Source organism: Fontibacillus panacisegetis, from assembly GCF_900102215.1.
GTDB classification, from domain to species: domain Bacteria; phylum Bacillota; class Bacilli; order Paenibacillales; family Paenibacillaceae; genus Fontibacillus; species Fontibacillus panacisegetis.
In genome coordinates this window covers 1-23104 of sequence record NZ_FNBG01000025.1, presented here as the reverse complement: position 1 = coordinate 23104, position 23104 = coordinate 1, and the positions used below count along the sequence as shown (strand labels likewise).

Annotated in this window: 25 protein-coding genes and 1 pseudogene; 20 read left to right on the top strand and 6 right to left on the bottom strand. The window is 43.4% G+C overall.

The window, feature by feature from the left end; genetic code table 11:
* Positions 1–13 precede the first annotated feature (13 nt).
* The 6 genes from BLS49_RS18175 (at position 14) to spo0A (ending at position 6261) form a co-directional block, all read left to right on the top strand.
* On the top strand, positions 14–883 hold the full coding sequence (locus tag BLS49_RS18175) for a TlyA family RNA methyltransferase (RefSeq protein WP_091234001.1): 870 nt from the start codon (positions 14–16) through the stop codon (positions 881–883).
* Between the two features lie 139 nt (positions 884–1022).
* Positions 1023–1487, top strand: coding sequence for a hypothetical protein (locus BLS49_RS18170; RefSeq protein ID WP_091234189.1), 465 nt, complete (start codon positions 1023–1025; stop codon positions 1485–1487).
* Positions 1488–1515: 28 nt separating this feature from the next.
* On the top strand, positions 1516–1965 hold the full coding sequence (gene ahrC / locus BLS49_RS18165) for a transcriptional regulator AhrC/ArgR (RefSeq protein WP_091233998.1): 450 nt from the start codon (positions 1516–1518) through the stop codon (positions 1963–1965).
* 35 nt (positions 1966–2000) lie between these two features.
* Positions 2001–3725 carry a DNA repair protein RecN gene (gene recN, locus BLS49_RS18160; RefSeq protein ID WP_091233994.1) on the top strand — a complete coding sequence of 575 codons (1725 nt, stop codon included), beginning with the start codon at positions 2001–2003 and terminating at the stop codon, positions 3723–3725.
* A 114-nt stretch (positions 3726–3839) separates the two neighbouring features.
* A complete protein-coding gene (gene spoIVB / locus BLS49_RS18155; protein WP_091233990.1) occupies positions 3840–5174 on the top strand; it encodes a SpoIVB peptidase in 1335 nt (444 codons plus the stop codon).
* Between the two features lie 286 nt (positions 5175–5460).
* The gene (gene spo0A / locus BLS49_RS18150; RefSeq protein ID WP_091233987.1) at positions 5461–6261 is read left to right on the top strand and encodes a sporulation transcription factor Spo0A; all 801 of its coding nucleotides are present in this window, start codon (positions 5461–5463) and stop codon (positions 6259–6261) included.
* A 212-nt stretch (positions 6262–6473) separates the two neighbouring features.
* Here the strand turns inward: spo0A and BLS49_RS18145 are convergent.
* Positions 6474–6611: pseudogene (locus tag BLS49_RS18145) on the bottom strand (winged helix-turn-helix transcriptional regulator); the annotation flags it as partial.
* A gap of 98 nt (positions 6612–6709) precedes the next feature.
* Here BLS49_RS18145 and BLS49_RS18140 point away from each other — a divergent pair.
* Genes BLS49_RS18140 through BLS49_RS18120 form a run of 5 tightly spaced genes read left to right on the top strand, consistent with a single transcriptional unit; the run spans position 6710 to position 10676 of the window.
* The gene (locus BLS49_RS18140) at positions 6710–7042 is read left to right on the top strand and encodes an ArsR/SmtB family transcription factor (protein ID WP_091233981.1); all 333 of its coding nucleotides are present in this window, start codon (positions 6710–6712) and stop codon (positions 7040–7042) included.
* Positions 7035–7994 (top strand): cation diffusion facilitator family transporter, encoded by a 960-nt coding sequence (locus BLS49_RS18135; RefSeq protein ID WP_091233978.1) that lies wholly within the window; start codon positions 7035–7037, stop codon positions 7992–7994. The genes BLS49_RS18140 and BLS49_RS18135 overlap by 8 nt, the downstream gene beginning before the upstream one ends.
* Before the next feature lie 47 nt (positions 7995–8041).
* Positions 8042–8644 carry a methyltransferase family protein gene (locus BLS49_RS18130; RefSeq protein ID WP_091233975.1) on the top strand — a complete coding sequence of 201 codons (603 nt, stop codon included), beginning with the start codon at positions 8042–8044 and terminating at the stop codon, positions 8642–8644.
* 21 nt (positions 8645–8665) lie between these two features.
* A complete protein-coding gene (gene pabB, locus BLS49_RS18125) occupies positions 8666–10498 on the top strand; it encodes an aminodeoxychorismate synthase component I (protein ID WP_091233968.1) in 1833 nt (610 codons plus the stop codon).
* Entirely contained in the window at positions 10461–10676 is a 216-nt protein-coding gene (locus BLS49_RS18120; RefSeq protein WP_091233965.1) for a hypothetical protein, read from the top strand. Before pabB ends, BLS49_RS18120 begins: the two co-directional genes overlap by 38 nt.
* Positions 10677–10751: 75 nt before the next feature.
* Here BLS49_RS18120 and BLS49_RS18115 read toward each other — a convergent pair whose 3' ends face one another.
* Positions 10752–11048: a DUF2627 domain-containing protein gene (locus BLS49_RS18115; protein WP_091233963.1), complete on the bottom strand. Its 297-nt coding sequence runs from the start codon at positions 11046–11048 to the stop codon at positions 10752–10754.
* A 186-nt stretch (positions 11049–11234) separates the two neighbouring features.
* Here BLS49_RS18115 and lpdA point away from each other — a divergent pair, with 186 nt between their 5' ends.
* The 5 genes from lpdA (at position 11235) to lipB (ending at position 16898) form a co-directional block, all read left to right on the top strand.
* Positions 11235–12656: a dihydrolipoyl dehydrogenase gene (gene lpdA / locus BLS49_RS18110; RefSeq protein ID WP_091233961.1), complete on the top strand. Its 1422-nt coding sequence runs from the start codon at positions 11235–11237 to the stop codon at positions 12654–12656.
* 119 nt (positions 12657–12775) lie between these two features.
* Positions 12776–13798: a thiamine pyrophosphate-dependent dehydrogenase E1 component subunit alpha gene (locus BLS49_RS18105; RefSeq protein WP_091233958.1), complete on the top strand. Its 1023-nt coding sequence runs from the start codon at positions 12776–12778 to the stop codon at positions 13796–13798.
* A 2-nt stretch (positions 13799–13800) separates the two neighbouring features.
* Complete coding sequence (locus BLS49_RS18100; RefSeq protein ID WP_091233955.1) at positions 13801–14787, top strand: alpha-ketoacid dehydrogenase subunit beta; 987 nt, start codon at positions 13801–13803, stop codon at positions 14785–14787.
* Positions 14788–14807: 20 nt separating this feature from the next.
* Complete coding sequence (locus BLS49_RS18095; RefSeq protein WP_091233952.1) at positions 14808–16187, top strand: dihydrolipoamide acetyltransferase family protein; 1380 nt, start codon at positions 14808–14810, stop codon at positions 16185–16187.
* 21 nt (positions 16188–16208) lie between these two features.
* Positions 16209–16898 (top strand): lipoyl(octanoyl) transferase LipB, encoded by a 690-nt coding sequence (gene lipB, locus BLS49_RS18090; RefSeq protein ID WP_091233949.1) that lies wholly within the window; start codon positions 16209–16211, stop codon positions 16896–16898.
* Here the strand turns inward: lipB and prli42 are convergent.
* Positions 16888–16986 (bottom strand): stressosome-associated protein Prli42, encoded by a 99-nt coding sequence (gene prli42 / locus BLS49_RS18085; RefSeq protein WP_091233946.1) that lies wholly within the window; start codon positions 16984–16986, stop codon positions 16888–16890. The two genes, lipB and prli42, sit on opposite strands and share 11 nt — an antisense overlap.
* Before the next feature lie 90 nt (positions 16987–17076).
* On the opposite strand from prli42, the gene BLS49_RS18080 reads away from it, so the two are divergent.
* On the top strand, positions 17077–18204 hold the full coding sequence (locus BLS49_RS18080; protein WP_091233943.1) for a M20/M25/M40 family metallo-hydrolase: 1128 nt from the start codon (positions 17077–17079) through the stop codon (positions 18202–18204).
* A 70-nt stretch (positions 18205–18274) separates the two neighbouring features.
* Here BLS49_RS18080 and BLS49_RS18075 read toward each other — a convergent pair whose 3' ends face one another.
* Both BLS49_RS18075 and mciZ read right to left on the bottom strand, forming a co-directional pair.
* Complete coding sequence (locus BLS49_RS18075) at positions 18275–19024, bottom strand: hypothetical protein (RefSeq protein WP_091233941.1); 750 nt, start codon at positions 19022–19024, stop codon at positions 18275–18277.
* 17 nt (positions 19025–19041) lie between these two features.
* Positions 19042–19185 (bottom strand): Z-ring formation inhibitor MciZ, encoded by a 144-nt coding sequence (mciZ, locus tag BLS49_RS18070; protein ID WP_342707216.1) that lies wholly within the window; start codon positions 19183–19185, stop codon positions 19042–19044.
* Positions 19186–19298: 113 nt separating this feature from the next.
* Here mciZ and BLS49_RS18065 point away from each other — a divergent pair, with 113 nt between their 5' ends.
* From BLS49_RS18065 to spoIIM, 3 genes are all read left to right on the top strand, one after another.
* Positions 19299–19850 (top strand): NUDIX hydrolase, encoded by a 552-nt coding sequence (locus BLS49_RS18065; RefSeq protein WP_425432162.1) that lies wholly within the window; start codon positions 19299–19301, stop codon positions 19848–19850.
* Between the two features lie 6 nt (positions 19851–19856).
* On the top strand, positions 19857–21053 hold the full coding sequence (locus BLS49_RS18060) for an endonuclease Q family protein (RefSeq protein WP_175471465.1): 1197 nt from the start codon (positions 19857–19859) through the stop codon (positions 21051–21053).
* Between the two features lie 97 nt (positions 21054–21150).
* Positions 21151–21777: a stage II sporulation protein M gene (spoIIM, locus tag BLS49_RS18055; RefSeq protein ID WP_091233935.1), complete on the top strand. Its 627-nt coding sequence runs from the start codon at positions 21151–21153 to the stop codon at positions 21775–21777.
* Positions 21778–21977: 200 nt separating this feature from the next.
* Here the strand turns inward: spoIIM and BLS49_RS18050 are convergent, their stop codons facing one another.
* Positions 21978–22580 (bottom strand): hypothetical protein, encoded by a 603-nt coding sequence (locus BLS49_RS18050; protein WP_091233932.1) that lies wholly within the window; start codon positions 22578–22580, stop codon positions 21978–21980.
* Positions 22581–23104: the final 524 nt, after the last annotated feature.

Sequence of the window (23104 nt, the reverse complement as noted above, 5' to 3'; positions counted from 1 at the left end):
TCAGGAGAATTTCATGTCAGTATCCAAAGAACGTATAGATGTTCTATTAGTTGAGCAGGGCTATTTTGACAGTCGTGAAAAAGCGAAAGCAGCGATTATGGCCGGACTGATTTTTGGAGGTCAGGAGAGAATCGAGAAGGCGGGCACTAAAGTACCACGGGATATTTCGCTGACTGTAAAGGGCGCCATTCATCCTTATGTTAGTCGCGGTGGCCTGAAGCTGGAGAAGGCAATCAAGCAGTTTGGGATCGATATGAACGAGCGAGTGATGCTGGATATCGGTTCCTCGACAGGAGGTTTTACGGATTGCGCTTTGCAGCATGGGGCTAGCTACGTGTACGCGATCGATGTAGGTTATAACCAGCTGGACTGGTCGCTACGAAATGATGAACGGGTAAATGTTAAAGAGCGAACGAATTTCCGCTATATGACCCCAAGTGATCTGGATGGTCCTCAGCCTGACTTTGCCAGTATCGATGTATCTTTCATTTCGCTAAAAATTATTTTACCTCCATTAATTGAATTGCTGCAACGACCAGCGGATATCGCAGCCCTTATTAAACCTCAATTTGAGGCAGGACGTGAGAAGGTAGGAAAATCCGGGGTTGTCCGTGATCCCAAAGTTCATTTGGATGTGCTGGAGACGGTGCTCAGTTTTGCAATTAGTATTGGGTATACGCTAAAGGGCTTGACGTTCTCCCCAATTACTGGTGGTGAAGGGAATATTGAGTTTCTTGCTCACCTTGGATTGGAACCCAATAATGAGCTTGACCCGGTAGTGGCAGAACAGAAAACTTCGGCAAGCTTGGTAGAAATTCAGAAAATAGCTCGGCAAGTAGTCGAGGAGGCTTCAAATACTTTTCATACAAACCCGTCGAAATGACGGGTTTTTGTCTGGATGGATATTGAAAACAGAACAAACGTTCTCTATAATGGAGATATACATCCTTTGCAATAAATTGTTGGTGACGATGAACAGGAGGTAGGCATCCAGCGTCGAATTATCATTTGAGGTGATTTCGATGGAGGAACACTGGGACGGATTGCTGATGGTGCTTATCGCTGGAATAGTGTTTTTTATTAGCTACCGCTCGTTTCGTACCTGGGTTAGAAAACCTTTGACGCTGAGGTCCAGATTAGGGTTTCAAATGAATGAAGTCATTCTGGATCATCCTGCTGTGCATCTTCTCGAGAGGGCGGGTTATGAAGTCGTCAGCGATAAGCTGAAGGTCCCGCTAACTTTCAAAGTAAATGACAGCTTGTTGCATAGCCGTATGTTTATCGACTATATTGTCCAGAGGGACGGGGAACTCTATTTGGTAAGGATGGCTCGTGAACGTTCTGGCATCGAATGGACAGGCAGTGGTATCCGTAAGGAGCTTTTGCCATATCTGCTGCTTTATCCTGAGTGTGCTGGTGTTCTTTATGTAGATGCAGACCACGGAGAGATCAAAGAAATCACCTTAACTACAGATGATGATGAGTAATCGTTCTTAAAGGGACTGGGAGGATGTTATGAAGGGTCAACGACATATTAAAATACGTGAAATTATTGCAGGACAAGAAATTGAAACTCAGGATGAATTAGTGGAAGCGCTCCGCAAAGCTGGCTTTCAGGTTACTCAGGCTACAGTATCAAGGGACATTAAGGAATTGATGTTGATAAAGGTTCCTACAGATGATGGAAGATATAAATATTCAATGCCTACAGCTCAAAGATACAATCCGGTTTTGAAGCTGCAGCGTGCTTTGATTGATAATTTTGTTCATATTGATCACACCGGCAACCTCGTTGTTGTGAAATGTCTTCCGGGAACAGCTAACTCGGTGGCTGTACTGATCGATAATATGGAGTGGGCAGACTTGCTCGGAACCATTTGTGGTGATGATACAATTTTGCTGATATGCAGAAATGAAGAGTACAGTCAATTTATAATTGACCAAATTTTAGGATTTATTTCTTAGCAATTTATATTGGTTTGGCGAAGGGAGTTGCCATTGTGTTAGTCCATTTATCGATTCGGAATTTGGCAGTAGTGGAGTCAGTGGATGTTACATTCCATGCCGGTTTTCATGTATTGTCAGGGGAGACAGGGGCTGGGAAGTCCATTATTATCGATGCTTTGGGTCTAATTGCAGGAGGTCGGGGTTCCGCTGATTTAATACGATACGGCTGTGAGCGGACTGAGATGGAGGCTTCCTTTGATTTACCCAGCAATCATTCCGTCTGGACAACACTTATGAAATTGGGCATTATCGCAAATTCCGACGAGTCCCTAATTATTCGCCGGGAAATTAGCATGCAAGGAAAAAGTACAGCGAGAATAAATGGACAGCTCGTTAATTTGTCGATGCTTCGCGAGGTAGGAGAAGGCTTGATCAATTTGCATGGTCAGCATGAGCATCAATCTTTGCTGAGTCCTGATCGGCATTTAGAACTTCTTGATGCTTATGGTGCTGATATAATCGGACCAGTCAAGGCGAAGTATCAGGATACATATGCCTCCTTTGCCAAGGTTAATAAAGAATGGAATGAGCTTCGCAGCACAAGCCAACAAGCGCTGCAGATGCTTGATTTGTACCGTTTTCAACTGGAGGAAATTGCAGCAGCAGGATTAAAATCGGGTGAGGATGAATTTCTTGCTGAAGAAAAGGTCAAGCTATCTCATAGCGAGAAAATGATGGATTCAGTCTCACAAGCATATGAGTACTTATATGGAAATCAAGGACTTGAAGCTATTGCCAAAGCGGTATCTCGCCTGGGTGATGTTTCGAACTATGACAGCAAGGGAATTGCCCCACTTCTTGAACAGCTACAGTCCGCGTATTATCAACTTGAAGATGCTGCATTTAGTTTGAGAGCATATCGTGAGCACATTGAATTCAATCCGGAGCGACTGGAAGAGGTAGAAGAACGTTTGGATCTTATTTCATCATTGCGCCGCAAGTACGGTGATAATGTTGAAGGAATTTTGCAATATTATGAGAAAATTCGGCTTGAGAGTGACATGCTTGAGAATAAGGATGAGTTGCTCGAAAAATTGGAGTCTCAACGCGAAGAATTATTAGATGAACTTATGAATGATGCATTTAAGCTTAGCGCCGTTCGAAAGGTAAAGGCGGAAGAGCTTGCTGTTCAAATCGAGCAAGAGCTTAAGGATTTACAAATGGGACGAACCTCACTTCAGGTGAAGCTATCCTTGAATGAGGATGTTCATGGTATTGAATGGGATGGAAAAAAACTGCGCCCTGGTAAGAATGGAATTGATAACGCTGAGTTTCTGATATCACCAAATCCAGGTGAACCGCTTCGCCCACTTAGCAAGATTGCTTCTGGTGGTGAATTGTCACGGATGATGCTGGCATTGAAGAGTATTTTTGCAAGACATGATGAAGTGCCAGTACTTATTTTCGATGAAGTGGATACAGGAGTTAGTGGCAGAGCGGCACAGTCCATCGCCGAGAAGCTGTACCGACTGTCAAGCACGTGTCAGGTGTTCTCAATTACTCATTTGCCTCAGGTGGCTTGTATGGCTGATCAACAATATTTAATCGAGAAGATCATCGAAGACGGACGTACAATGACTCGTGTAGAATCACTGGATGAAGATGGACGAGTTAAGGAATTGGCTAGAATGCTCGGGGGCGTAGAAATAACTGAAAAGACATTACATCATGCGCAGGAAATGATCGGTCTCGCTAAGGCACAGAAGGATGCAATTTAACGATCGGGACAATGTTTAACAGTAATAAAAGACCTTGCCCGGGGTATGTTATAGGTACGCAATTGGCGACCACCTTTTCGTCAAGCGATAGAAGTTAAGGGAGCGTGACAGCCATTGAACCGTAACCTCAGGAAGAGATTGCTCGGTCTTTTATCTGCTTTTACTTTTTGTGCACTTATCACGTCGGCAGCTAATGGTCAATTCCCTGTTTTTCCGGACGAACTTCGCTTGTTTCAGGGTCAGGGTAAGCAATTAAGGTTATCTTTACCTGTGCAGGCAAAGGTTAGCGTTGATCGGCCAGATGTAGTTATGGTTAACGGACAGGCTACACCAACGATGACTGTATCGCTCGGTGAGCCGCTCAATTTGTCACCTGTGAGTAGTGGAGAAGCCAAGCTTCGCATGAAATTATTCGGACAAATTCCCCTGAAGACAGTAAAAGTGAATGTTATCCCCGATTTAAAGGTGATTCCCGGCGGTCAAACTATAGGAGTTAAAGTGAAGTCCGCCGGTATTTTAGTTGTAGGTCACCATCAGGTCACTAACGAAGGCCAGAAAGTGTCCCCAGGCGAATCTGCCGGAATACAGATTGGCGACCTCATCACGCATATGAACGGCATTGAGTTAAAAGATGTAAAGGATGTATCTGACATAGCTGCTCGTGCCGGTCAAGGTAAGAAGCCGTTAAAGCTCACTTACAAGCGTGGAGGTCAGACATTTACCACTTCATTGTCCCCTGCTTTTGACAAAAGTGATGGGGCTTGGAGATTAGGTTTGTACATTCGTGATTCTGCAGCGGGAGTCGGTACTTTGACATTCTATGCACCGGATCAAGGTGTCTATGGGGCACTCGGTCATGTTATTACAGATATGAATACTCAAACTCCAATTGTAGTGGGAAGCGGTCAAATTCTTCAATCCAGTGTTACGTCCATTTCCAAAAGTGAAAGTGGAGAACCGGGAGAGAAAAGAGCTCACTTTATTAAAGAAGGTAAGACGCTAGGAAATATTGAACGAAATACCCCTTTCGGAATTTTTGGCAAAATGGAACAAAACCCTGAGCATAGTGTGTATAATGAAGGTATTCCTGTAGCTTTTGCTGAAGAGGTTAAAGAAGGGCCGGCTGAAATATTAACGGTTGTTGAAGGACAACGTGTTGAGCGGTTTAAAATCGAAATCGTTCATGTATCGAGACAAAATGCCCCTGAAACGAAAGGGCTTGTTATAAGGATAACTGATCCTAGACTAGTGGAAAAAACAGGCGGTATCGTTCAAGGCATGAGTGGTAGTCCCATTATACAGAACGGTAAGCTTATCGGAGCGGTAACACACGTATTTGTTAACGATCCACGCTCAGGTTATGGATGCTTTATTGAGTGGATGCTTCAGGATGCTGGAATCCTTAAAGGTAATAGCAATCAGCTATCTCAAAATCTTAAGGCGAGTTAACGCCTTAGGATTTTTATTTTTATGTTACAATATGTTGTTTTCGGTTTAATAATTTGGTTTAAATAGTAAGTATGATGTTTATAGCCTTGGCAAAGAAAATTGCTGAATGGATTGTCGAATTCGACTGAAACATCTCATTTTATGTAAGTAAATAAATAATTATAACTTAATTATTAAAAAAAATAAAGAAAATAAAATTCGACAGAAGGAATTTACTTTTGGATGTCGAATCCTTATTCTGGAAGAAGAGAAAAGAGATTGATAATTCTAAGGAGGAAGGTAGTCAGTGCATAAAATTGAAGTGTTGTTGGCGGATGATAATCGGGAATTTACAAGTTTGCTCGCAGAATACATTTCGGAGCAGGACGATATGGTCGTCTCAGGTATTGCTTATAATGGTGAAGAAGTGCTGGAGATGATCGACAACGCTTCTAAAGTTCCGGACGTGCTTATACTGGACATCATTATGCCACATTTGGATGGACTGGGCGTGTTGGAACGTTTACGTGATATAAATTTGTCACCACAGCCTAAGATCATTATGCTGACCGCTTTCGGACAAGAAAATATCACACAGCGTGCTGTACAGCTTGGAGCGTCTTATTATATCCTGAAGCCGTTCGATATGGAGGTACTGGCCAACCGGATTCGTCAACTTGTTGGAGTGCAGATGTCAAGCTCAACGACGTCTCAGACATTTGCGAAGTCAAATGTTGTACCGCTTGGCAAAGGGAAAAATTTGGATGCAAACATCACGTCGATCATACATGAAATTGGCGTTCCTGCGCATATTAAAGGATATCAATACTTACGTGAAGCAATCACGATGGTTTATAACAACATCGAAATATTGGGAGCAATTACGAAGACTCTGTATCCGGCCATCGCTGAGAAATTCAAAACGACGCCCTCCCGCGTCGAACGTGCCATTCGACACGCGATCGAAGTAGCTTGGACCCGTGGCAACATCGACAGCATCTCGCACCTGTTCGGTTACACGATCAATATCAGCAAATCGAAGCCCACGAACTCTGAATTCATCGCGATGGTTGCTGACAAGCTTAGAATTGAGCATAAGGTGAGCTGAAAGGGTAAGGAGTAAGGGGAACCGCAAGAGATTTTGTTTGTGGAAATTATTCTATACCCATAAATATCTACTTGGTAAATGAATATTTTTTTGCTCCTTTATTGGTTCAGGTAAATCACCAGTAAAGGAGTTTTTTATGGCCCCCGATTTTTATTTTCGATAAGTTTTTGATGCTTCACTTTCTCCAGCCCACGTAACGGACAGCCCCGTTTTTAAACACTTTCTTTAATAGTAACCTTATCCTGTACTACGTTTTCCATATACTGCTTGCCCCAATCGTACATCGCATCCCAAATAGGCATCAGGCTTTCCCCTTGAGCAGTTAAAGAATATTCCACCGACTCCATTACACTGATTGACAAAGCCGGTGTACAGGTATATTCTGTATATGAGCATATGCTCATATACAGAATTACGAGGTATCAAATTTTGAATGGAGTTGTTATAAATGGACAAAAGTAATCATTCTTTTCTAAGTGATGAAACGACGCAAAATGTAGCATCCATTTTTAAAGCTTTAGCTGATCCAACACGGCTTCGGATATTGTATTTGTTGTCTCAGGAAGAGTGTTCGGTATCGCATATTTCGGAGGTTTTGAGCTTATCCCAATCCGCTATTTCACATCAGCTCAGTTTTTTGCGAAATTTGAGGCTTGTGAAGTTCAGAAGATCAGCAAATACGCTTTACTACAGCTGCGATGATGAGCATGTCATCTCGTTGCTGATCCAAGCAATTGAACATGCTGAATGTGACCACAGAAGGGGTGGAGAACATGCATAATCACAATCACGATCATGACGAACATCATCCCAGCCATAGTCATGGACATCACCACGGCCATAGCCATGATCATCATGCAGCCAGATCAGGAGGCAAAAAGGGGCTGCTTATTGCACTAGTGATTACGGGCTCCATTGCTGTATTGGAATTCATTGGTGGACTCGTAACCAACAGTCTGGCTCTTTTGTCGGACTCGGGTCACATGCTAAGTGATGCCAGTTCGTTGGTGCTTAGTTTATTTGCACTATGGTTTGCATCCAGAGCAGCTAATTCACGCAAAACTTACGGTTACTATCGGACTGAAATTCTGGTTGCCTTGTTGAACGGAGTCACACTATTTGTTATTGCCGCTATTATTATCTGGGAAGCCTACGGACGGCTGATGGAACCTCCGGTGGTGTCGAGTGGTACTATGATTATCATTGCATCAATTGGTCTGTTGGCCAATCTTGCCAGTGCTTGGGCTCTTCTGAGAAAAGGGGATGTCAAAGGAAATATCAATATGAGAAGTGCATATTTACACGTTCTAGGTGATGCGCTCGGCTCGATTGGTGCTATTCTTGGCGGGATTGTGATGATAGTGTTTGAATGGTATATTTTTGACCCGATTGTAAGTGTTATTGTAGCATTGTTGATTCTAAAAGGTGCGTGGGGAGTAATTACTCAGTCTGTACATGTGCTTATGGAAGGAACCCCATATGGTGTAGATATGGAAGAGATCAAGTCCCAGCTTGAGAAAATCTCCGGTGTCATTGAGGTACATGATCTGCACGTGTGGAGCATTACTTCAGGGATGAACGCTCTCAGCTGTCATTTGGTAACGGGCGAGGAGCCAGGACAACAACGTATTTTACAGGAGGCTATTGAGATTTTAGAAGTGAAGTTCAATATCGGGCATACGACGATTCAGATTGAAACTCCGCAAATAAGACATCAAGAGCTGCTTGTATAGTGTAGATTGATGAGATCTCTATAGACGTAGTTAGGACGGTGAAAACAATGGTAATTATTAATTTCATAAGCTTTATCCTGTTCCTTGTATTTGTAATCAGTTACTTCTTGAAGTTGTATATTTTATCAGGAAGAAATCAGATTAAAGCGAACGTCCTTGGCAAAAAAGGCAAAAGTGCTGGGGTTACTATCGTCGAAATGATTGTGAAATTATCCTCTTTTGGTTGGGCTGCTGTATGGTGTTTTCATAGTTTGTTCGGAAATACTTTGTTCAAGACAATGTTTCAAAGCTCAGCTGTCAGCTTGATCGGGATCATAGCTACTGGAGCGGGAGTTGCTATTTTTATTATAGCTATGGTGCAAATGAGAACATCGTGGAGAGTGGGAATCGATGATACGTCAAGAACGACACTTATAACAAGCGGAGTTTATCGATATAGCCGTAATCCCGCATTTGTTGGCTTTGATTTGATGTTTATCGGTTTGTATCTAATGTATCCGAATTGGGTGACGCTCTGTGTAGCTGTACTGAATTTAGTGGCTTTTCACTGTTTGATTCTGCAGGAGGAGAAGCATCTTAGAAGTACCTTTGGAGAGTCTTATCATCTTTTCTCACAAAAGACACCTCGTTATCTGTGGTTTCGATTATAATAGCTAAGGGGGTGTTGCGAATTGGAGTCTGGCTTTACTTCAACTTATGTGGAACTTGATTTTAAGAATGAATACAATGAACGCTTAAAGAGGGCGTTTACAAACCCGGTAGAAATCGTCTCCGTAAAGGGGCTCCAGGATGTTAGACCTGCCTTAAGAAGGATACAAGAAGCGGTAAAGCAGGGATATTTTGCGGTTGGTTATGTATCTTATGAAGCCGCCCCGGCATTTGATCGATCATATAAGGTTAACGGTGCTGCTGTCATGCCGCTGCTTTGGTTCGGAATATATGAAGGTTATACCATAGTGGAAACTGAAGGTGCGGGAGATGACTTCCGCATTTCTTCATGGAAGCATACTCAGAGCGAAGATACGTATCATGCTAGTATCGGCGGGATTCATGAGGCCATTGCTCGAGGCGAGACTTATCAAGTGAATTATACGACTCGTCTCCGGGCACAGTTTCAAGGTGATGAGTATGCACTGTATAAAGAGCTGTGTGCTGCCCAGCAGGGAGACTATAATGCTTTTCTGCGGATAGATGGTCATAGTGTTCTTAGTGCTTCTCCGGAGTTGTTTTTCTGTAAAAAGGGTAATCAAATTCTAACTCGCCCTATGAAAGGAACAGTAGGACGCGGACTTTGGCTTGAAGATGATAAGAGACAAGGCGAATGGCTGAAGGCATCGGCAAAAAATCAGGCAGAGAACGTCATGATTACGGATCTTTTACGCAACGATCTTGGTATGATTGCAAAGACAGGTACAGTGTCGGTTCCTAATTTGTTTGATATAGAAAAATATTATACGCTCTATCAAATGACGTCTACGATTACTGCTGAAATTGAAGAGGATACGGATCTTGAAGCGATATTCTCGGCATTATTTCCTTGCGGGTCTATTACAGGGGCTCCAAAGGTGAGTACGATGGGAATTATTGCAGAGCTGGAGGATACTCCACGGGAAGTGTATTGCGGTGCTATCGGAATTGTTGAACCAGATGGATCATCCTTATTTAGCGTTGCGATTCGAACGGTACGAATTGATCATGCTTCAAACGTGGCCGAGTACGGTGTTGGTGGGGGAATCACATGGGATTCAACTGCAGAGAACGAATATGCTGAGGTTCTGACCAAGGCGTTATTGCTCACGGAACGAAGTCCTGATTTCAAGCTGCTGGAATCGCTCAAGCTTGAGGATGGTGAGTATTTTCTAGTGGACGAGCATTTACACAGATTAGCTGATTCGGCCCAATATTTTGATTACTCTTTTTCAAGGGAACAGGTTGTTAAGGAGCTCCAAAATCTTGCTCTGCGCCATCCGCTGGGAGTTCATAAAGTGAGATTACTTGTTTCCAGAGACGGAGATATTGTTACAGAAACCTCGCCATTACCGGAAATGACACCATGTCAGCATGGCAAAAATAGAGAGGCTGCAGCAAGAACTGTAGTACTTGCCAAAACACCAGTGTCTCGAAATGATCGTTTTTTATACCATAAGACGACCCATAGGCAAGTTTACGAGAAGCACAAACAGGAGGCTGCAAGTGACGTTTTTGATGTGTTGCTGTGGAATGAAGACGGAGAGCTGACCGAATTTACAACCGGCAATTTAGTTGTTGAAATTGATGGGGAGCTATTAACTCCAGCTCTTGGGAGTGGATTGCTTGCTGGAACGTATCGCAATTATCTTTTATCTACAAATGTAATCAAGGAGTCTGTGCTAAAAGTGACCGATATCTCTAGAGCAACTCAGCTGTGGTATATTAACAGTGTACGTAAATGGATCAAAATAATTATAAATGCTGGAGGGGAGCAGGATGCCGGATCGTCCACAATTGGACTTGAATTCTTTTAGAGAGTTATTGCAGCATGGTGGGCTTCAGGATAAGGAAAAGGTTATGATTCAAGAACTGATCGAGCATGTTGAAGAGCTGCATGCAGAAAATGCCAGGCTCCGAAAAACTCTGCTTCGAGTGAATGCGGCGAATCACCCAAGAATGTCTACCAAATTAAAAGAAGCTCTATATGAGTAAGTACAACAAAAATAGAAAGGACCTTATCACTCGATTTTGGATGCTTGAGGGAAAAGGTCCTTTTGTAATTATATTTTATTGATCAGTAGTTGGTTCCTCGGTCGTCTTCTTCCGAAATCTGGGACCAACATAATTACGCTTGCGATCCCGGAAAAATATCCAGCCTCCAAGAAAACCGATCCCAATGACAAACAGAATAAGTCCTACTCCAAAATCCAGCCAATCGAATGTTATACTTGTAAGCGAATCATCACCGTGTCTTGACATAAACAGGAATAGAGCATCCTTCATTTTCAGGAAGCCGATCATAGCCAAAATCCCGGGAATAACTAAAATGATAATGGCGATGAAGCGAGAGATCATTAATTTCATCTATGTAGCTCTTTCCTTTCTGATGTGGTTATGATTTTAATCATACCCGTTTCATGAAATTCTGTCTATTTGATCCTTATTTGTATTACGTGAAAAACAAGGTAAAATAAACGTAGCGCTATGATTAGAAAGTTTCAAATTATATTATATTATGTATTTTTAATAAGAATAGGTGGAGATAATCTAATGGCAATTTCATGCGATGTAGCGGTATTAGGCGGCGGAACTGGCGGTTATGTGGCAGCAATCCGTGCGGCTCAATTAGGTAAAGAAGTTGTTATTATTGAGCAGGATAAGCTGGGAGGGACATGCTTGCATAGAGGATGTATTCCTACTAAAGCCTTGCTGCGCAGCGCAGAGTTATTTGCTCAAATGAAGGAAAGTGCGAGCTATGGTATTGAAACCAGCGGCTTGTCACTCGTTTTTCCCAAGGTTCAAGAGAGAAAACAGGAAATCGTAAATCAATTGCATAAGGGCGTTCAATATTTGATGCGTAAAAATAAAATTACTGTAATCCAAGGTTCTGGACGTGTTATTGGGCCTTCGATCTTTTCTCCTAAGAGTGGTGCAGTTGCTGTTGAATTAAATGATGGTGAGATGGAGACAGTTGTTCCAACGAACCTGATTATCGCTACTGGCTCAAGACCACGTAATTTGCCTGGTCTGACTCCGGATGGACAGTATGTGCTTAGTAGTGATGAAGCACTTCTGCTAGATGAACTTCCTGATTCAATGATAATTGTAGGAGGGGGAGTAATAGGTGTCGAATGGGCATCACTGCTAAATGATTTTGGTGTAAAGGTAACCGTTGTCGAGGCGGCAAATCAGCTTTTACCGACTGAGGATACGGAAGTGGCCAAGGAGCTCCAGAAGCAATTGGAACGTCGGGGTATTATTGTCGTAACAGGGGCTATGGTGCAGCCAGATACATTTGAAGTTAGGGATAATAAAGTACAGATTTCATCGACTCAGGGTGAGAAGCAGACCATCCTTACTGGTGATAAGCTTCTGGTATCCATTGGCAGACAAGGTAACCTGGAAAATATCGGACTGGAAAATACTGACGTCGCTCTGGATCGGGGATATATCCGTGTCAATGAACATATGCAGACGACAGAACCACATATTTATGCGATTGGCGATTGCATTGGCGGGCTGCAATTGGCACATGCGGCAAGCCACGAAGGCTTGGTGGCTGTTAATCATTTGGCGGGCGAAGCTTCCCATGGATATCAGGCTGATCAGACCCCGCGCTGCGTATATACTCGGCCTGAAGTCGCTTCAGTTGGGATAACCGAAAAAGAAGCAGTTGAGAGGGGCATTAAAGTAAAAATCGGCAAGGTTCCATTTTCAGCGATCGGCAAGGCAATGGTTCAAGGTGAGAAGGAAGGCTTTGTGAAGATCGTAGCGGATAAACTGACCAATGACATTGTTGGCGTTCAAATGATTGGGGCACATGTTACTGAACTTATCGGACAAGCTGCTTTGGCGCAATTGCTGGATGCTACTCCTTGGGAGATTGGTCAAGCGGTTTTCGCCCATCCAACACTTTCTGAAATTTTGGGTGAGGCCGCATTAGCCGTAGATGGCAAATCCATCTCCATATAACTATTATTTTCTTTTTGCAGTGAAAGGGATTATAATAAGGTTAATCCAAGTCTTAGTACCAGGTTTTAAGATAAGGACATGGTCATAGATGATGGTGCCAAATGAAGGAGGTAACTCCCATGAATGCGAAAAGTTCAGTTTCAACCAAGTCTAAACATGAGCAGCTCGGATTAAGTAACACCGAAGTGGTGGACATGTATAAATATATGCTGCTCGCGCGTAAATACGATGAACGAAGTTTATTGCTTCAGCGGGCTGGAAAAATTAATTTTCACGTATCTGGCATTGGTCAAGAGGTAGCGCAGGTTGCTGCTGCATTTGCGTTAGATCGTGAGAGGGACTATTTTCTGCCATACTATCGAGACTATGGATTTGTACTCTCGGTTGGGATGACACTTAAGGAATTGTTTCTATCGGTTTTTGCAAAAGCGGAGGACCCAAACAGTGGCGGACGGCAAATGCCTGGACACTTTGGATGTAAAAGACTACGCATCGTCACAGGATCAAGTCCTGTAACGACACAAGTTCCGCATGCGGTAGGCTTAGCTCTCGCTGCTAAAATGAAAAAGAAGGATATCGTTTCATTCGTAACCTTTGGCGAGGGGTCCAGCAACCAAGGGGATTTTCATGAGGGATTAAATTTTGCCGGGGTTCAGAAGCTGCCGGTTATTGTAATGTGTGAGAACAACCAATACGCGATCTCAGTACCTATCAAAAAGCAGCTTGGCGGTAAAGTAAGTGATCGTGCGCTTGGTTATGGAATCCCTGGAGTTCAAGTGGATGGCAATGATGCATTTGAAGTTTATCGTGTTGTCAAAGAAGCGCGTGAACGTGCTGTTCGCGGCGAAGGTCCTACTTTGATCGAAGCGATGATGTATCGCCTTTCGCCGCATTCCACTTCGGATAACGACCTCGCTTATCGTACCAAAGAGGAAGTTGATGAGAACTGGAAAAAAGATGGTTTACCTAAAATGAAGCAGTATTTAATAGATCATGGTCTCTGGAGTGAAGAACAGGAAGAGTCATTGCTTAGAGAGATTCAACAGCAATTGAAAGAAGCGATTATGAGTGCTGAGCAAGCGCCGTTTCCTAAGCCGGAAGATACGCTGCTGCATGTGTATGCCAGCGAAGGGGAGGTCTAATTATGCCAGTTATGGAATATATCGACGCCATTCGCCTTGCCATGAAAGAGGAAATGGAGCGGGATGAGGATGTATTTGTACTTGGTGAAGATGTCGGTGTAAAAGGCGGCGTATTCACCACGACAAAAGGCCTGCAGGAGCAATTTGGAGAAGAGCGTGTCATCGATACACCTCTTGCTGAATCTGCAATTGCAGGTGTAGCGATCGGGGCAGCCATGGTTGGAATGAAGCCTATTGCGGAAATGCAGTATTCGGATTTCATGCTGCCAGCTACTAATCAGATCATTAGTGAAGCAGCTAAAATCCGTTATCGTTCAAATAATGACTGGAATTGCCCGTTAGTCGTTCGTGCTCCAATCGGTGGAGGAATTTTTGGTGGATTATATCATTCCCAATGCGCTGAATCGATATTTTTCGGTACTCCGGGGCTTAAAATCGTAGCTCCTTATTCAGCATATGATGCGAAGGGGCTACTTAAGGCGGCTGTTCGCGATCCGGACCCGGTACTTTTTTTTGAACATAAAAAATGCTACAAGCTGATCAAGGAAGATGTGCCGGAGGACGATTACATCGTACCGATCGGTAAGGCAAATGTCATCAGAGAAGGTTCTGACATCACGGTGATCGGCTATAGTCTCCCTCTGCACTTTGCAATGCAGGCTGCTGAAGAACTAGAGAATGAGCAAGGAATTAGTGCGCACATTCTGGATCTACGCACCCTGCAGCCGCTTGATCGTGATGCAATCATCGAGTCTACACGCAAGACAGGCAAGGTGCTGATTATTCATGAGGATAACAAAACCGGTGGTGTTGGGGCAGAGGTAGCTGCTATTATTTCTGAGGAATGTCTGTTCGAGCTGGATGCGCCGATCCAAAGATTGTGCGGACCGGATGTGCCAGCTATGCCAATCAGTCCGCCTATGGAGAAATTTTTCATGCTAAATAAAGACAAGGTCAAAGAAGCAATGCTTCAATTGGCGCTGTATTAACCTTGGGAGTGAGTGAGAAAATGTCATCCAACAAACAATTAATTGATGTCGTTATGCCTCAGTTAGCGGAATCACTTGTCTCAGCAACGATCGGTAAATGGCTGAAAAAGCCGGGCGATGCTGTGGAGCAGTATGAACCCATTTGCGAAGTCATTACGGACAAAGTCAATGCGGAAATCCCGTCCACTCTCGATGGAGTTATGGGAGAGCTGCTTGCAGAAGAGGGACAAGAGATTCAGGTTGGTTCTATAATATGCCGGATTGAAACCACAGTTGATGCGCCTGCAGCTGGCTCAGCAGCAATTGCCAGTTCCTCTACTGGGACAACTGCGGTTGATCATGGAAACGCAGCTGGGATTTCCCAGGATGTCGCGAGTCGCAGTCGGTACTCTCCAGCCGTTCAAACCTTAGCAGCTGAGCATGGTCTAGACTTGCGGACTATTCAGGGAACCGGATTAGGTGGACGAATTACACGTAAGGATGTATTAACTTATCTCGAAAATGGCGGGTCGGCAGGTCATCCTACTTCGCAAGCAATAGCTCCATCTGCACCTCAGGCAGCTCCTGTATCTCAGCCTGTGAGCCAAGCACAAGCAGCTCCGGCAGTACTGAATCAGGCTGCTAACGAGCCAGTTCGTCATTCAGGCCTACATCTGACGGAAACGCCACGAATTCCTACAATCGAAGTGGAAGGTGGAGATCGTTCAGAGTATTTTATCGACGTCACGCCTATTCGTAATACGATTGCGACGCGTATGCGTCAGAGCGTATCTGAAATTCCACATGGCTGGATGATGATTGAAGTTGATGTGACGAATCTTGTGCAGCTTCGTAATAAGATCAAAAATGAGTTCAAGCAAAAGGAAGGCGTAAACCTGACGTATCTGGCTTTTCTTATGAAGGCAGTAGTTAGTGCAATTAAGGATTATCCTATCATGAACTCTGTATGGGGAGTCGATAAAATCATCGTGAAGCGGGATATCAACATTTCGCTTGCGGTAGGTACTGAGGATTCGGTACTGACTCCAGTTATTAAGAAAGCCGATCAGAAGAACATTGCGGGTCTTGCTCGTGAAATCGAAGAGCTGGCTACAAAGGTACGTGCAGGTAAATTAAAACTTGATGATATGCAGGGCGGCACATTTACTATCAATAATACAGGTTCCTTCGGGTCTATTTTGACTCAGCCGATTATTAATTATCCACAGGCTGCTATTTTAACATTTGAATCGATTGTGAAGCGTCCGGTCGTAATTAATGATATGCTCGCGGTGCGTTCAATGGCAAATTTATGTCTGTCGTTAGACCATCGTATTTTGGATGGGGTCATTTGCGGAAGATTTATGCAGCGTGTTAAGGATAATATGGAGAGTTATTCTCTTGATACTCAAGTCTATTAATCCTTGGAGGGCTGATGCGGCATGACCCAACCGTTACAAATTCAATATATTCCTATGATGGAATATGGCGATGCATGGGACAAACAGAAGAAGCTGGTCAAGGATATTGATGAAGGACAGCAGCAGGAGCACCTGCTGCTTCTTCAGCATCCACCTACTTATACAATAGGCTCACAGCGTCATCCTGAGCATCTATTGCTCGGACCAGAGCAGCTGCGTGAGCAAGGGATCTCCGTGTTTGAAATTGATCGCGGCGGGGATATTACTTATCATGGGCCTGGACAATTGGTTGGATACCCGCTGTTATGGCTGGACGGTTCGAAGGGACTTGACCTGCATGGTTATTTAAGACAGCTTGAGCAGGTCATCATAAATTACTTAAGCAGCTTTGGGGTTGTTGGCACTAGAAAACCGGAATTTACCGGAGTATGGGTCGGAGACAGGAAAATTACGGCAATCGGCGTGAAGTTCAATAAATGTCGACATCGTAAGGGGTTTGTTACGAGTCATGGATTTGCTTTTAACATTAAATCGGGGATTGAAGCCGAAGGGTTTCGGGGAATTATTCCGTGTGGTATTCAGCAGTACGGGGTAACTTCGCTGGAAGATGTCACAGGACAGTCGATGACCGTAGAGCAAACCGCACGTGACATCATCCCCTATTTTAATGAAGTGTTCGGATACAATGGCAGCATTGTTATTAACGAATAAACAAAGGCTCAAGCAGTGCAAGAAGAGTAGAACCTACCATAGCAAACAGCATGATAAATACGACGATTTTTAACCATTTTTTCTGCATATGTTACAAATCTCCTTCAGGTATATTAAGTGTTGCAGTTAAACTATATTTTAACGTAATCATCGTACAGAAGAAAGTGAGGAAAGTCCAGTGGTTAATAAGGAAAGAGTAATCTCACAATTTTTGGATTTAGTACAAATCGATAGTGAGACGAGAAGTGAACGTCAGATTGCGGATTATTTAAAAGCCAAGTTCATTGAGCTTGGACTTGAAGTTGTTGAGGACGATTCTATGTCAAGAACAGGGCATGCTGCAGGGAATCTGGTCGCGACCTGGAAGTCTAACGGAATTGACGGTAAGGAGGTTGAGCCTTTCCTGTTCACATGTCACATGGATACAGTTGCACCTGGCAATGGAATCAAGCCTGTTATTGGTGATGATGGGTGGATAAGAAGTAACGGGACTACCATTCTTGGCTCAGATGATAAAGCTGGTGTAGCCGCATTGCTCGAAGTTATTCAGACGGTGAATGAAAATCAACTGCCTCACGGACAAATTCAATTCGTCATTACAGCGGGTGAGGAGTCCGCGCTCATTGGGTCCAGATTGATTGATGCAAGTCTGCTTGATGCAAAATACGGTTTTGCTATCGATTCTAATGGTGAGGTTGGAACGATTTGCACATCATCTCCGTCCCGTGCCCAGATCGATATTGAAATTTATGGTAAGTCGGCTCATGCTGGTGTTAATCCTGAGGATGGAATCAGTGCTATTCAAGTAGCCGGAAAGATCATTTCCCGTATGAATCTGGGACGCATTGATGAAGAAACAACGGCCAACATCGGCAAATTTGAAGGCGGTGGGGCTACGAATATTGTCCCGGATTATGTGAAGCTGTATGCTGAAGCACGCAGTACTAATCAGGATAAACTGAACAAGCAAATCCAGGAAATGAAGGATGCTGTAGAGTTGGTATGCAAAGAATACGATACTAGAGGAGAATTCCATAGTGTCGTCGCATACCCTTCATTCCATTTTAGCGATGATGATGAGGTGGTCGTTAAAGCGAAGAAAGCGGCCAGACAGCTTGGACTTTCGGGGGACACTTTTAGCTCCGGCGGTGGCAGCGATGCGAACAATTTCAACGGGCTAGGGGTACCTACCGTCAATTTGGCTGTCGGGTATGAGGATATTCATACGACTTCGGAACGAATCAAGGTCGAGGATATTGTAAAAATCTCGGAATATGCACTTGAAATCATTAAGCAATCTGTATAATTCACTGTTCTATATTTACCGTCCGGTAAGCGACAAATGCTCCGGGCGGTTTTGTTATAAACTTTTCTTTTTAGTGAAGAGTGGAATCAGGAAGCTCGGATAAGCTGCGTTTACTTTGGGACAATGACCATTCAGTATGCCAACGGGTTGAGTGGATAATTTGCAGTGTAGTGGAAATGTCGTCTAAATATTTTGAGATTTTAGCTTGCTCATCCTTGCCCGGATGGTACAGCTCGATCCTTGCCAGTAAAAAATTCATCGTTTCATTCAAGTAACATGAGCAAGCTGCGTATCTTGCTTTTGCCATATATGGAGTCTCTTCCGCCAAGGCTTCAAAAATGATTGCAGCATCATTGTAGCGTTCGTCATCATGCAGAATTTCTGCATAAATATAGGCGATTTCGCGATAAGGTGCTTTAGCTGAAGTAAGAAGAGAATGATCGATTGGGGCAATTTTTTCTTTAACAATGGATATATATCCTTCACCGTATAGTGCATTTATCAAAATACATTGTAAATGAATATCCGAATCTCCAGCGAGCGTATTTGCTACATCTAGGAGTCCTAATTGAACGGAACGAAGGATCAGATCCGAGATCATGATCTCTTGTCCAAGCTCGTGTGGGGCGCAGGTATCGCAGATATATAGATGCAGACGACACAAATGGGACAATTGGGTTAAACTAAGGGTGAAATCAGCTGATCGGCTAGAGCTTTCTTTCTGTTCCGACTCCAGAATAAGCTCCAGGGCAGCGCGGGCTTGTCCATCTCTAATTAGACTTTCCAAATGCAGTTCGATCATGGCTTCATTTTGATTCATTGCAAAGTCACCTCGCATTATTTTTTATAACGCGAATGGATCACGTCAATAACCTTGGCAGTGGGACCAGCTTCTTTTTGCCACTGGGAGAGAAGCATTTTGATTTGCCAGGCTTTACCCTGAAAATGGATGGAATTCATTCTAACATAGCTCTTCATCATGATAGGGCTCCTTTATTTAGAAGGGTTTGTATATTAACACCTTATGTAGCGGCTGGACAAGTTATGCCTTAGGTTGAGACAAGAAATTTATTAAATTGATGGGATGGATGAAGATGACGAATAAATTGAATGAAATAACGGTATCGACAGAGCATATTTTTGCAGGAAAGGTTATTTCTCTGCAGGTGGATACGGTAGAGCTTCCAGACGGAAGCACAGGAAAAAGAGAGATAGTAAAGCATCCAGGCGCTGTTGCTGTAGTCGCAATAAGAGATGGTCGACTTTTGCTCGTGGATCAGTTCCGTCAGGCTATGGGCCGCTGTGAGCTGGAAATTCCGGCAGGCAAGCTGGAAAAAGGCGAAGATCCAATGGAAGCCGCCCGGAGAGAGCTTCAGGAGGAAACAGGCTACACTTGCGGTAAAATTACTCATCTGCATTCCTTTTATACTTCACCCGGATTTGCCGACGAAATCATTCATTTGTATTTAGCTGAGGAATTGACTGCCGGAGAGATGGCTTTGGACGATGACGAATTTATTGAAGTGTATGAGGCTACATTGGAGGAAACACAACGTTATATTAGTGAAGGCCGAATTGCAGATGCCAAAACGATTCTAGCGGCGTATTACTGGCAGTTGCATCTGGCAACCAAGAATGAAGCTTAGGTGACTATGATGACAAATCATCCGAATTTAGACATGTATTATGGCGATCTCCATATCCATATCGGACGTACTGAACAAGGTGCACCAGTTAAAATTAGCGGCAGCCGCGATCTCACTTTTGCCAACATTGCAAGGGAGGCAGCCGAACGCAAAGGCATTCAGCTTGTCGGAATTATCGATTGTCATTCTCCAGGTGTGCAGGACGATATCCTGACTTGTCTGAAGCAGGGAGAAATGCAAGAGCTAGCAGACGGGGGGATTTCCTACAGAAATACAACCATCTTGCTTGGCAGCGAACTTGAAATACGTGAGCCAGGCATGGGTCCGGCACATTTACTCGCATTTTTCCCGTATCTTGAAACAATGCAATCTTTTACACAATGGCTTAAAGTACGAATGAAAAACGTAAATCTGAGCTCACAACGGGTTTATGCTCCAGCTAAAGAGCTGCAGAAGGAAGTTTACGCACGTGGCGGAATGATCATTCCAGCTCATATTTTCACTCCTCACCGAAGCATATATGGCAGCTGTGCGCCACGTATTGGGGATGTTCTTGACCCTGACCTGATTAGTGCAGTAGAGCTGGGACTCAGCGCAGATAGCGAAATGGCTGGATGGATCAGTGAATTGGATCGTTACACGTATCTGACTAATTCAGATGCTCACTCATTGAAGAAAATCGGCAGGGAATATAATAAGCTTGTCCTTGCAGAGCCGACCTACGGTGAATTTGTAAAAGCGTTAGCTTGCACTGATGGCCGTAAAGTGGAAGGAAATTTCGGGCTGAATCCACGTCTTGGCAAATATCACAGAACATATTGCTCCAGCTGTAATTACATTATTGATGAGGCAAATGTATCAGTAGAACGCTGCCCTTATTGCGGGAAAACAAAGCTGGTTCGAGGCGTTCTGGATCGGATAGTTTCGATTGGGGATCGGAGCGCCCCACAGGTTCCCGAGAATCGGCCGCTCTATCATTATCAAGTTCCGCTTGAGTTCATTCCAGGTCTTGGTCCTGCCAAGCTGGAGCTGCTGCTTGGCAGCTTTGGTACGGAGATGAACATATTGCATCAGGTCTCTTATCAGGATCTAAGTCATGTTGTTGGGGACGATCTGGCATCTAAAATATGTGATGCACGGGAGGGCAAGCTTCAGTTGGAAACAGGCGGGGGAGGAATATACGGGAAAGTCGCGAAATCGTAAAATCTTCACTTCCGAAACACGCATACGGGACACAGCTTGTTCATAGCTTTATATATCACTCCATTTAGTGAGAGGATGGACAAGGAGGGAACCTCGTATGCTTCAGCCGTTCCGGCATAGCCTTAAGGATCAAACGCCGTTGTATATTTTTGTAGCCGTATTATTTTTAATGGGGGTCGTGTTTGGAGCTCTGATGGTAAATGCATTGACGCTAGAGCAGCAGCAGGATATATCCCGGTATTTAGGCAATTTTTTCGTTTCGGTTAATGAGGGAGGCGGGGAGTTTGAAGGGCATTCGTTTTGGGAAGTAGCGGGCTTGCATCTTAAATGGTTAGGGCTTATTTGGCTGCTTGGACTTTCGGTAATCGGACTTCCCGGTATTTTAATTCTTGATTTTCTAAAGGGTGTTTTGATCGGCTTTGCAGTAGGATGCCTGGTAGGTCAGTTTACATGGAAGGGGTTATTATTTGCCCTGGTATCCATTGCTCCCCATAATATGATCGTTATTCCTGCTCTTCTTATAACCAGTGTAGCTGCAGTAGGGTTCTCCCTTGGCATTATCCGCAACAGGGTACTGATGAATACTACGAGAAATGTAGCCCGTCCGTTTCTATCCTACACAGGTCTGACTTTGGCTATGGCGGGGGTTCTGCTTGCAGTCTCGTCGTTTGAGACGTGGGTTACTCCGGTGATGATGGGGTGGGTTACTCCTTTAATTACATAAAAGGGTGCATATACATTGGTGTCTCTGGATTTTTGAAATACTTGATTAAGCAGAAAATCACGGAAAAATCACATTTACTGCAGATTGTCTGCGTTCAGGACGTTTCCAAAAATCAGGATGATCTCATCTTGTTTTTTAATGGCTTTTGTTATGTATGTATACAACCCTTGGGGCCCTATTTTTTTTAACTACTTTGATGACTAGTACCTTGAATGAGGCGGGATTCGCTTATCTTCTTTTCCTACGCCCCCTTTACCTAAGGAACTATTCGGCGTCCTTCCGTAAACATAACGTGTAGGAAGAACTTGTGGTTTTTTAACATGTAAAGTTAGTTTCCGAATTAGTATGTTGATTTCTTCTTGATTCAAGAATTCGATATCGCACGGAATAATCCCGTAGGATTTACATAGATCTTTTTTTTGCTTTGCGTCATTAATAAGAATTCCAATCTTTTCTTTGGGAACAATCATAGAATTTGATACATTTCCGCCTAATTTCCGGCGTACTGATCCACGAAGAATAGCAAGATCTATGCAGTGTACTCTGGATAATTGAACAAGAGTTCTTCTTTCATCAAAAATTTTATATAGTTGCTCAACATGACTTGATTCGAGCAATGTTTTTTCAACATCAAAGTTATTATAATGATCTATAGCTCTTGTGATTCCAATAGGAGGTGAGTATGGACTGGTTCTTTTTTCATACACAATATTTTCAAAGACTTGTTGTGCGTAAATAGAACTTAGTTTGTACTTTTTAGCAATGTTACTTAATGTATCTCTTTTAGTAATATTGTACGCCAAAGTGATGTCCTCCGAGTATTTTCTTTATTTTAAATAATTCTCTATTATACACATGACTCCTTTAAAAAAAGAATCAATTATGGTGATTATACAAAAATCCCATCGAGATTAATCAAAGACATAGTCTTGTATTGGAATTAATTTGCCTTAAATGAACTCGTCCAGCAATGCAAATGATAGTGATCCTGGATGGATGGGAGAAGGATTAACCGCAAAGACCTGAGCCGCAGCCATCTGGCTGAATCATTCGGAGAGCATCGGCGGATTACGATCCACATATGGGGAGAATATGAGAATAGGGAAGTAATTTCGCTCTAATTCCATGGGACTGAGCTGTTTAGCTTTGCCAGCAATCGCTACTGTTCTTTCGCAGGGGCTTAATAAAAAACCAGCTAATACTTTGTCAATAGACAGTTTTGTAGGAAAGAGATTTTTGATATACTGATTTTAAGCATAGCAAATAAACCTCCACTTACTGGAAGTTTATGGGATAAGCAGTTTCTAAGAAGCGAAAGGTTGCCCTT

What these genes read in the sequence shown, in the direction of transcription:
- BLS49_RS18175 (WP_091234001.1), top strand. Translation starts at nt 14, where the DNA reads ATGTCAGTATCCAAAGAACGTATAGATGTTCTATTAGTTGAGCAGGGC.
- BLS49_RS18170 (WP_091234189.1), top strand. Translation starts at nt 1,023, where the DNA reads ATGGAGGAACACTGGGACGGATTGCTGATGGTGCTTATCGCTGGAATA.
- ahrC (WP_091233998.1), top strand. Translation starts at nt 1,516, where the DNA reads ATGAAGGGTCAACGACATATTAAAATACGTGAAATTATTGCAGGACAA.
- BLS49_RS18140 (WP_091233981.1), top strand. Translation starts at nt 6,710, where the DNA reads ATGGACAAAAGTAATCATTCTTTTCTAAGTGATGAAACGACGCAAAAT.
- BLS49_RS18135 (WP_091233978.1), top strand. Translation starts at nt 7,035, where the DNA reads ATGCATAATCACAATCACGATCATGACGAACATCATCCCAGCCATAGT.
- BLS49_RS18130 (WP_091233975.1), top strand. Translation starts at nt 8,042, where the DNA reads ATGGTAATTATTAATTTCATAAGCTTTATCCTGTTCCTTGTATTTGTA.
- BLS49_RS18120 (WP_091233965.1), top strand. Translation starts at nt 10,461, where the DNA reads ATGCCGGATCGTCCACAATTGGACTTGAATTCTTTTAGAGAGTTATTG.
- BLS49_RS18115 (WP_091233963.1), bottom strand. Translation starts at nt 11,048, where the DNA reads ATGAAATTAATGATCTCTCGCTTCATCGCCATTATCATTTTAGTTATT.
- lpdA (WP_091233961.1), top strand. Translation starts at nt 11,235, where the DNA reads ATGGCAATTTCATGCGATGTAGCGGTATTAGGCGGCGGAACTGGCGGT.
- BLS49_RS18105 (WP_091233958.1), top strand. Translation starts at nt 12,776, where the DNA reads ATGAATGCGAAAAGTTCAGTTTCAACCAAGTCTAAACATGAGCAGCTC.
- BLS49_RS18100 (WP_091233955.1), top strand. Translation starts at nt 13,801, where the DNA reads ATGCCAGTTATGGAATATATCGACGCCATTCGCCTTGCCATGAAAGAG.
- BLS49_RS18095 (WP_091233952.1), top strand. Translation starts at nt 14,808, where the DNA reads ATGTCATCCAACAAACAATTAATTGATGTCGTTATGCCTCAGTTAGCG.
- lipB (WP_091233949.1), top strand. Translation starts at nt 16,209, where the DNA reads ATGACCCAACCGTTACAAATTCAATATATTCCTATGATGGAATATGGC.
- prli42 (WP_091233946.1), bottom strand. Translation starts at nt 16,986, where the DNA reads ATGCAGAAAAAATGGTTAAAAATCGTCGTATTTATCATGCTGTTTGCT.
- BLS49_RS18075 (WP_091233941.1), bottom strand. Translation starts at nt 19,024, where the DNA reads ATGAATCAAAATGAAGCCATGATCGAACTGCATTTGGAAAGTCTAATT.
- mciZ (WP_342707216.1), bottom strand. Translation starts at nt 19,185, where the DNA reads ATGATGAAGAGCTATGTTAGAATGAATTCCATCCATTTTCAGGGTAAA.
- BLS49_RS18065 (WP_425432162.1), top strand. Translation starts at nt 19,299, where the DNA reads ATGACGAATAAATTGAATGAAATAACGGTATCGACAGAGCATATTTTT.
- BLS49_RS18060 (WP_175471465.1), top strand. Translation starts at nt 19,857, where the DNA reads ATGATGACAAATCATCCGAATTTAGACATGTATTATGGCGATCTCCAT.
- spoIIM (WP_091233935.1), top strand. Translation starts at nt 21,151, where the DNA reads ATGCTTCAGCCGTTCCGGCATAGCCTTAAGGATCAAACGCCGTTGTAT.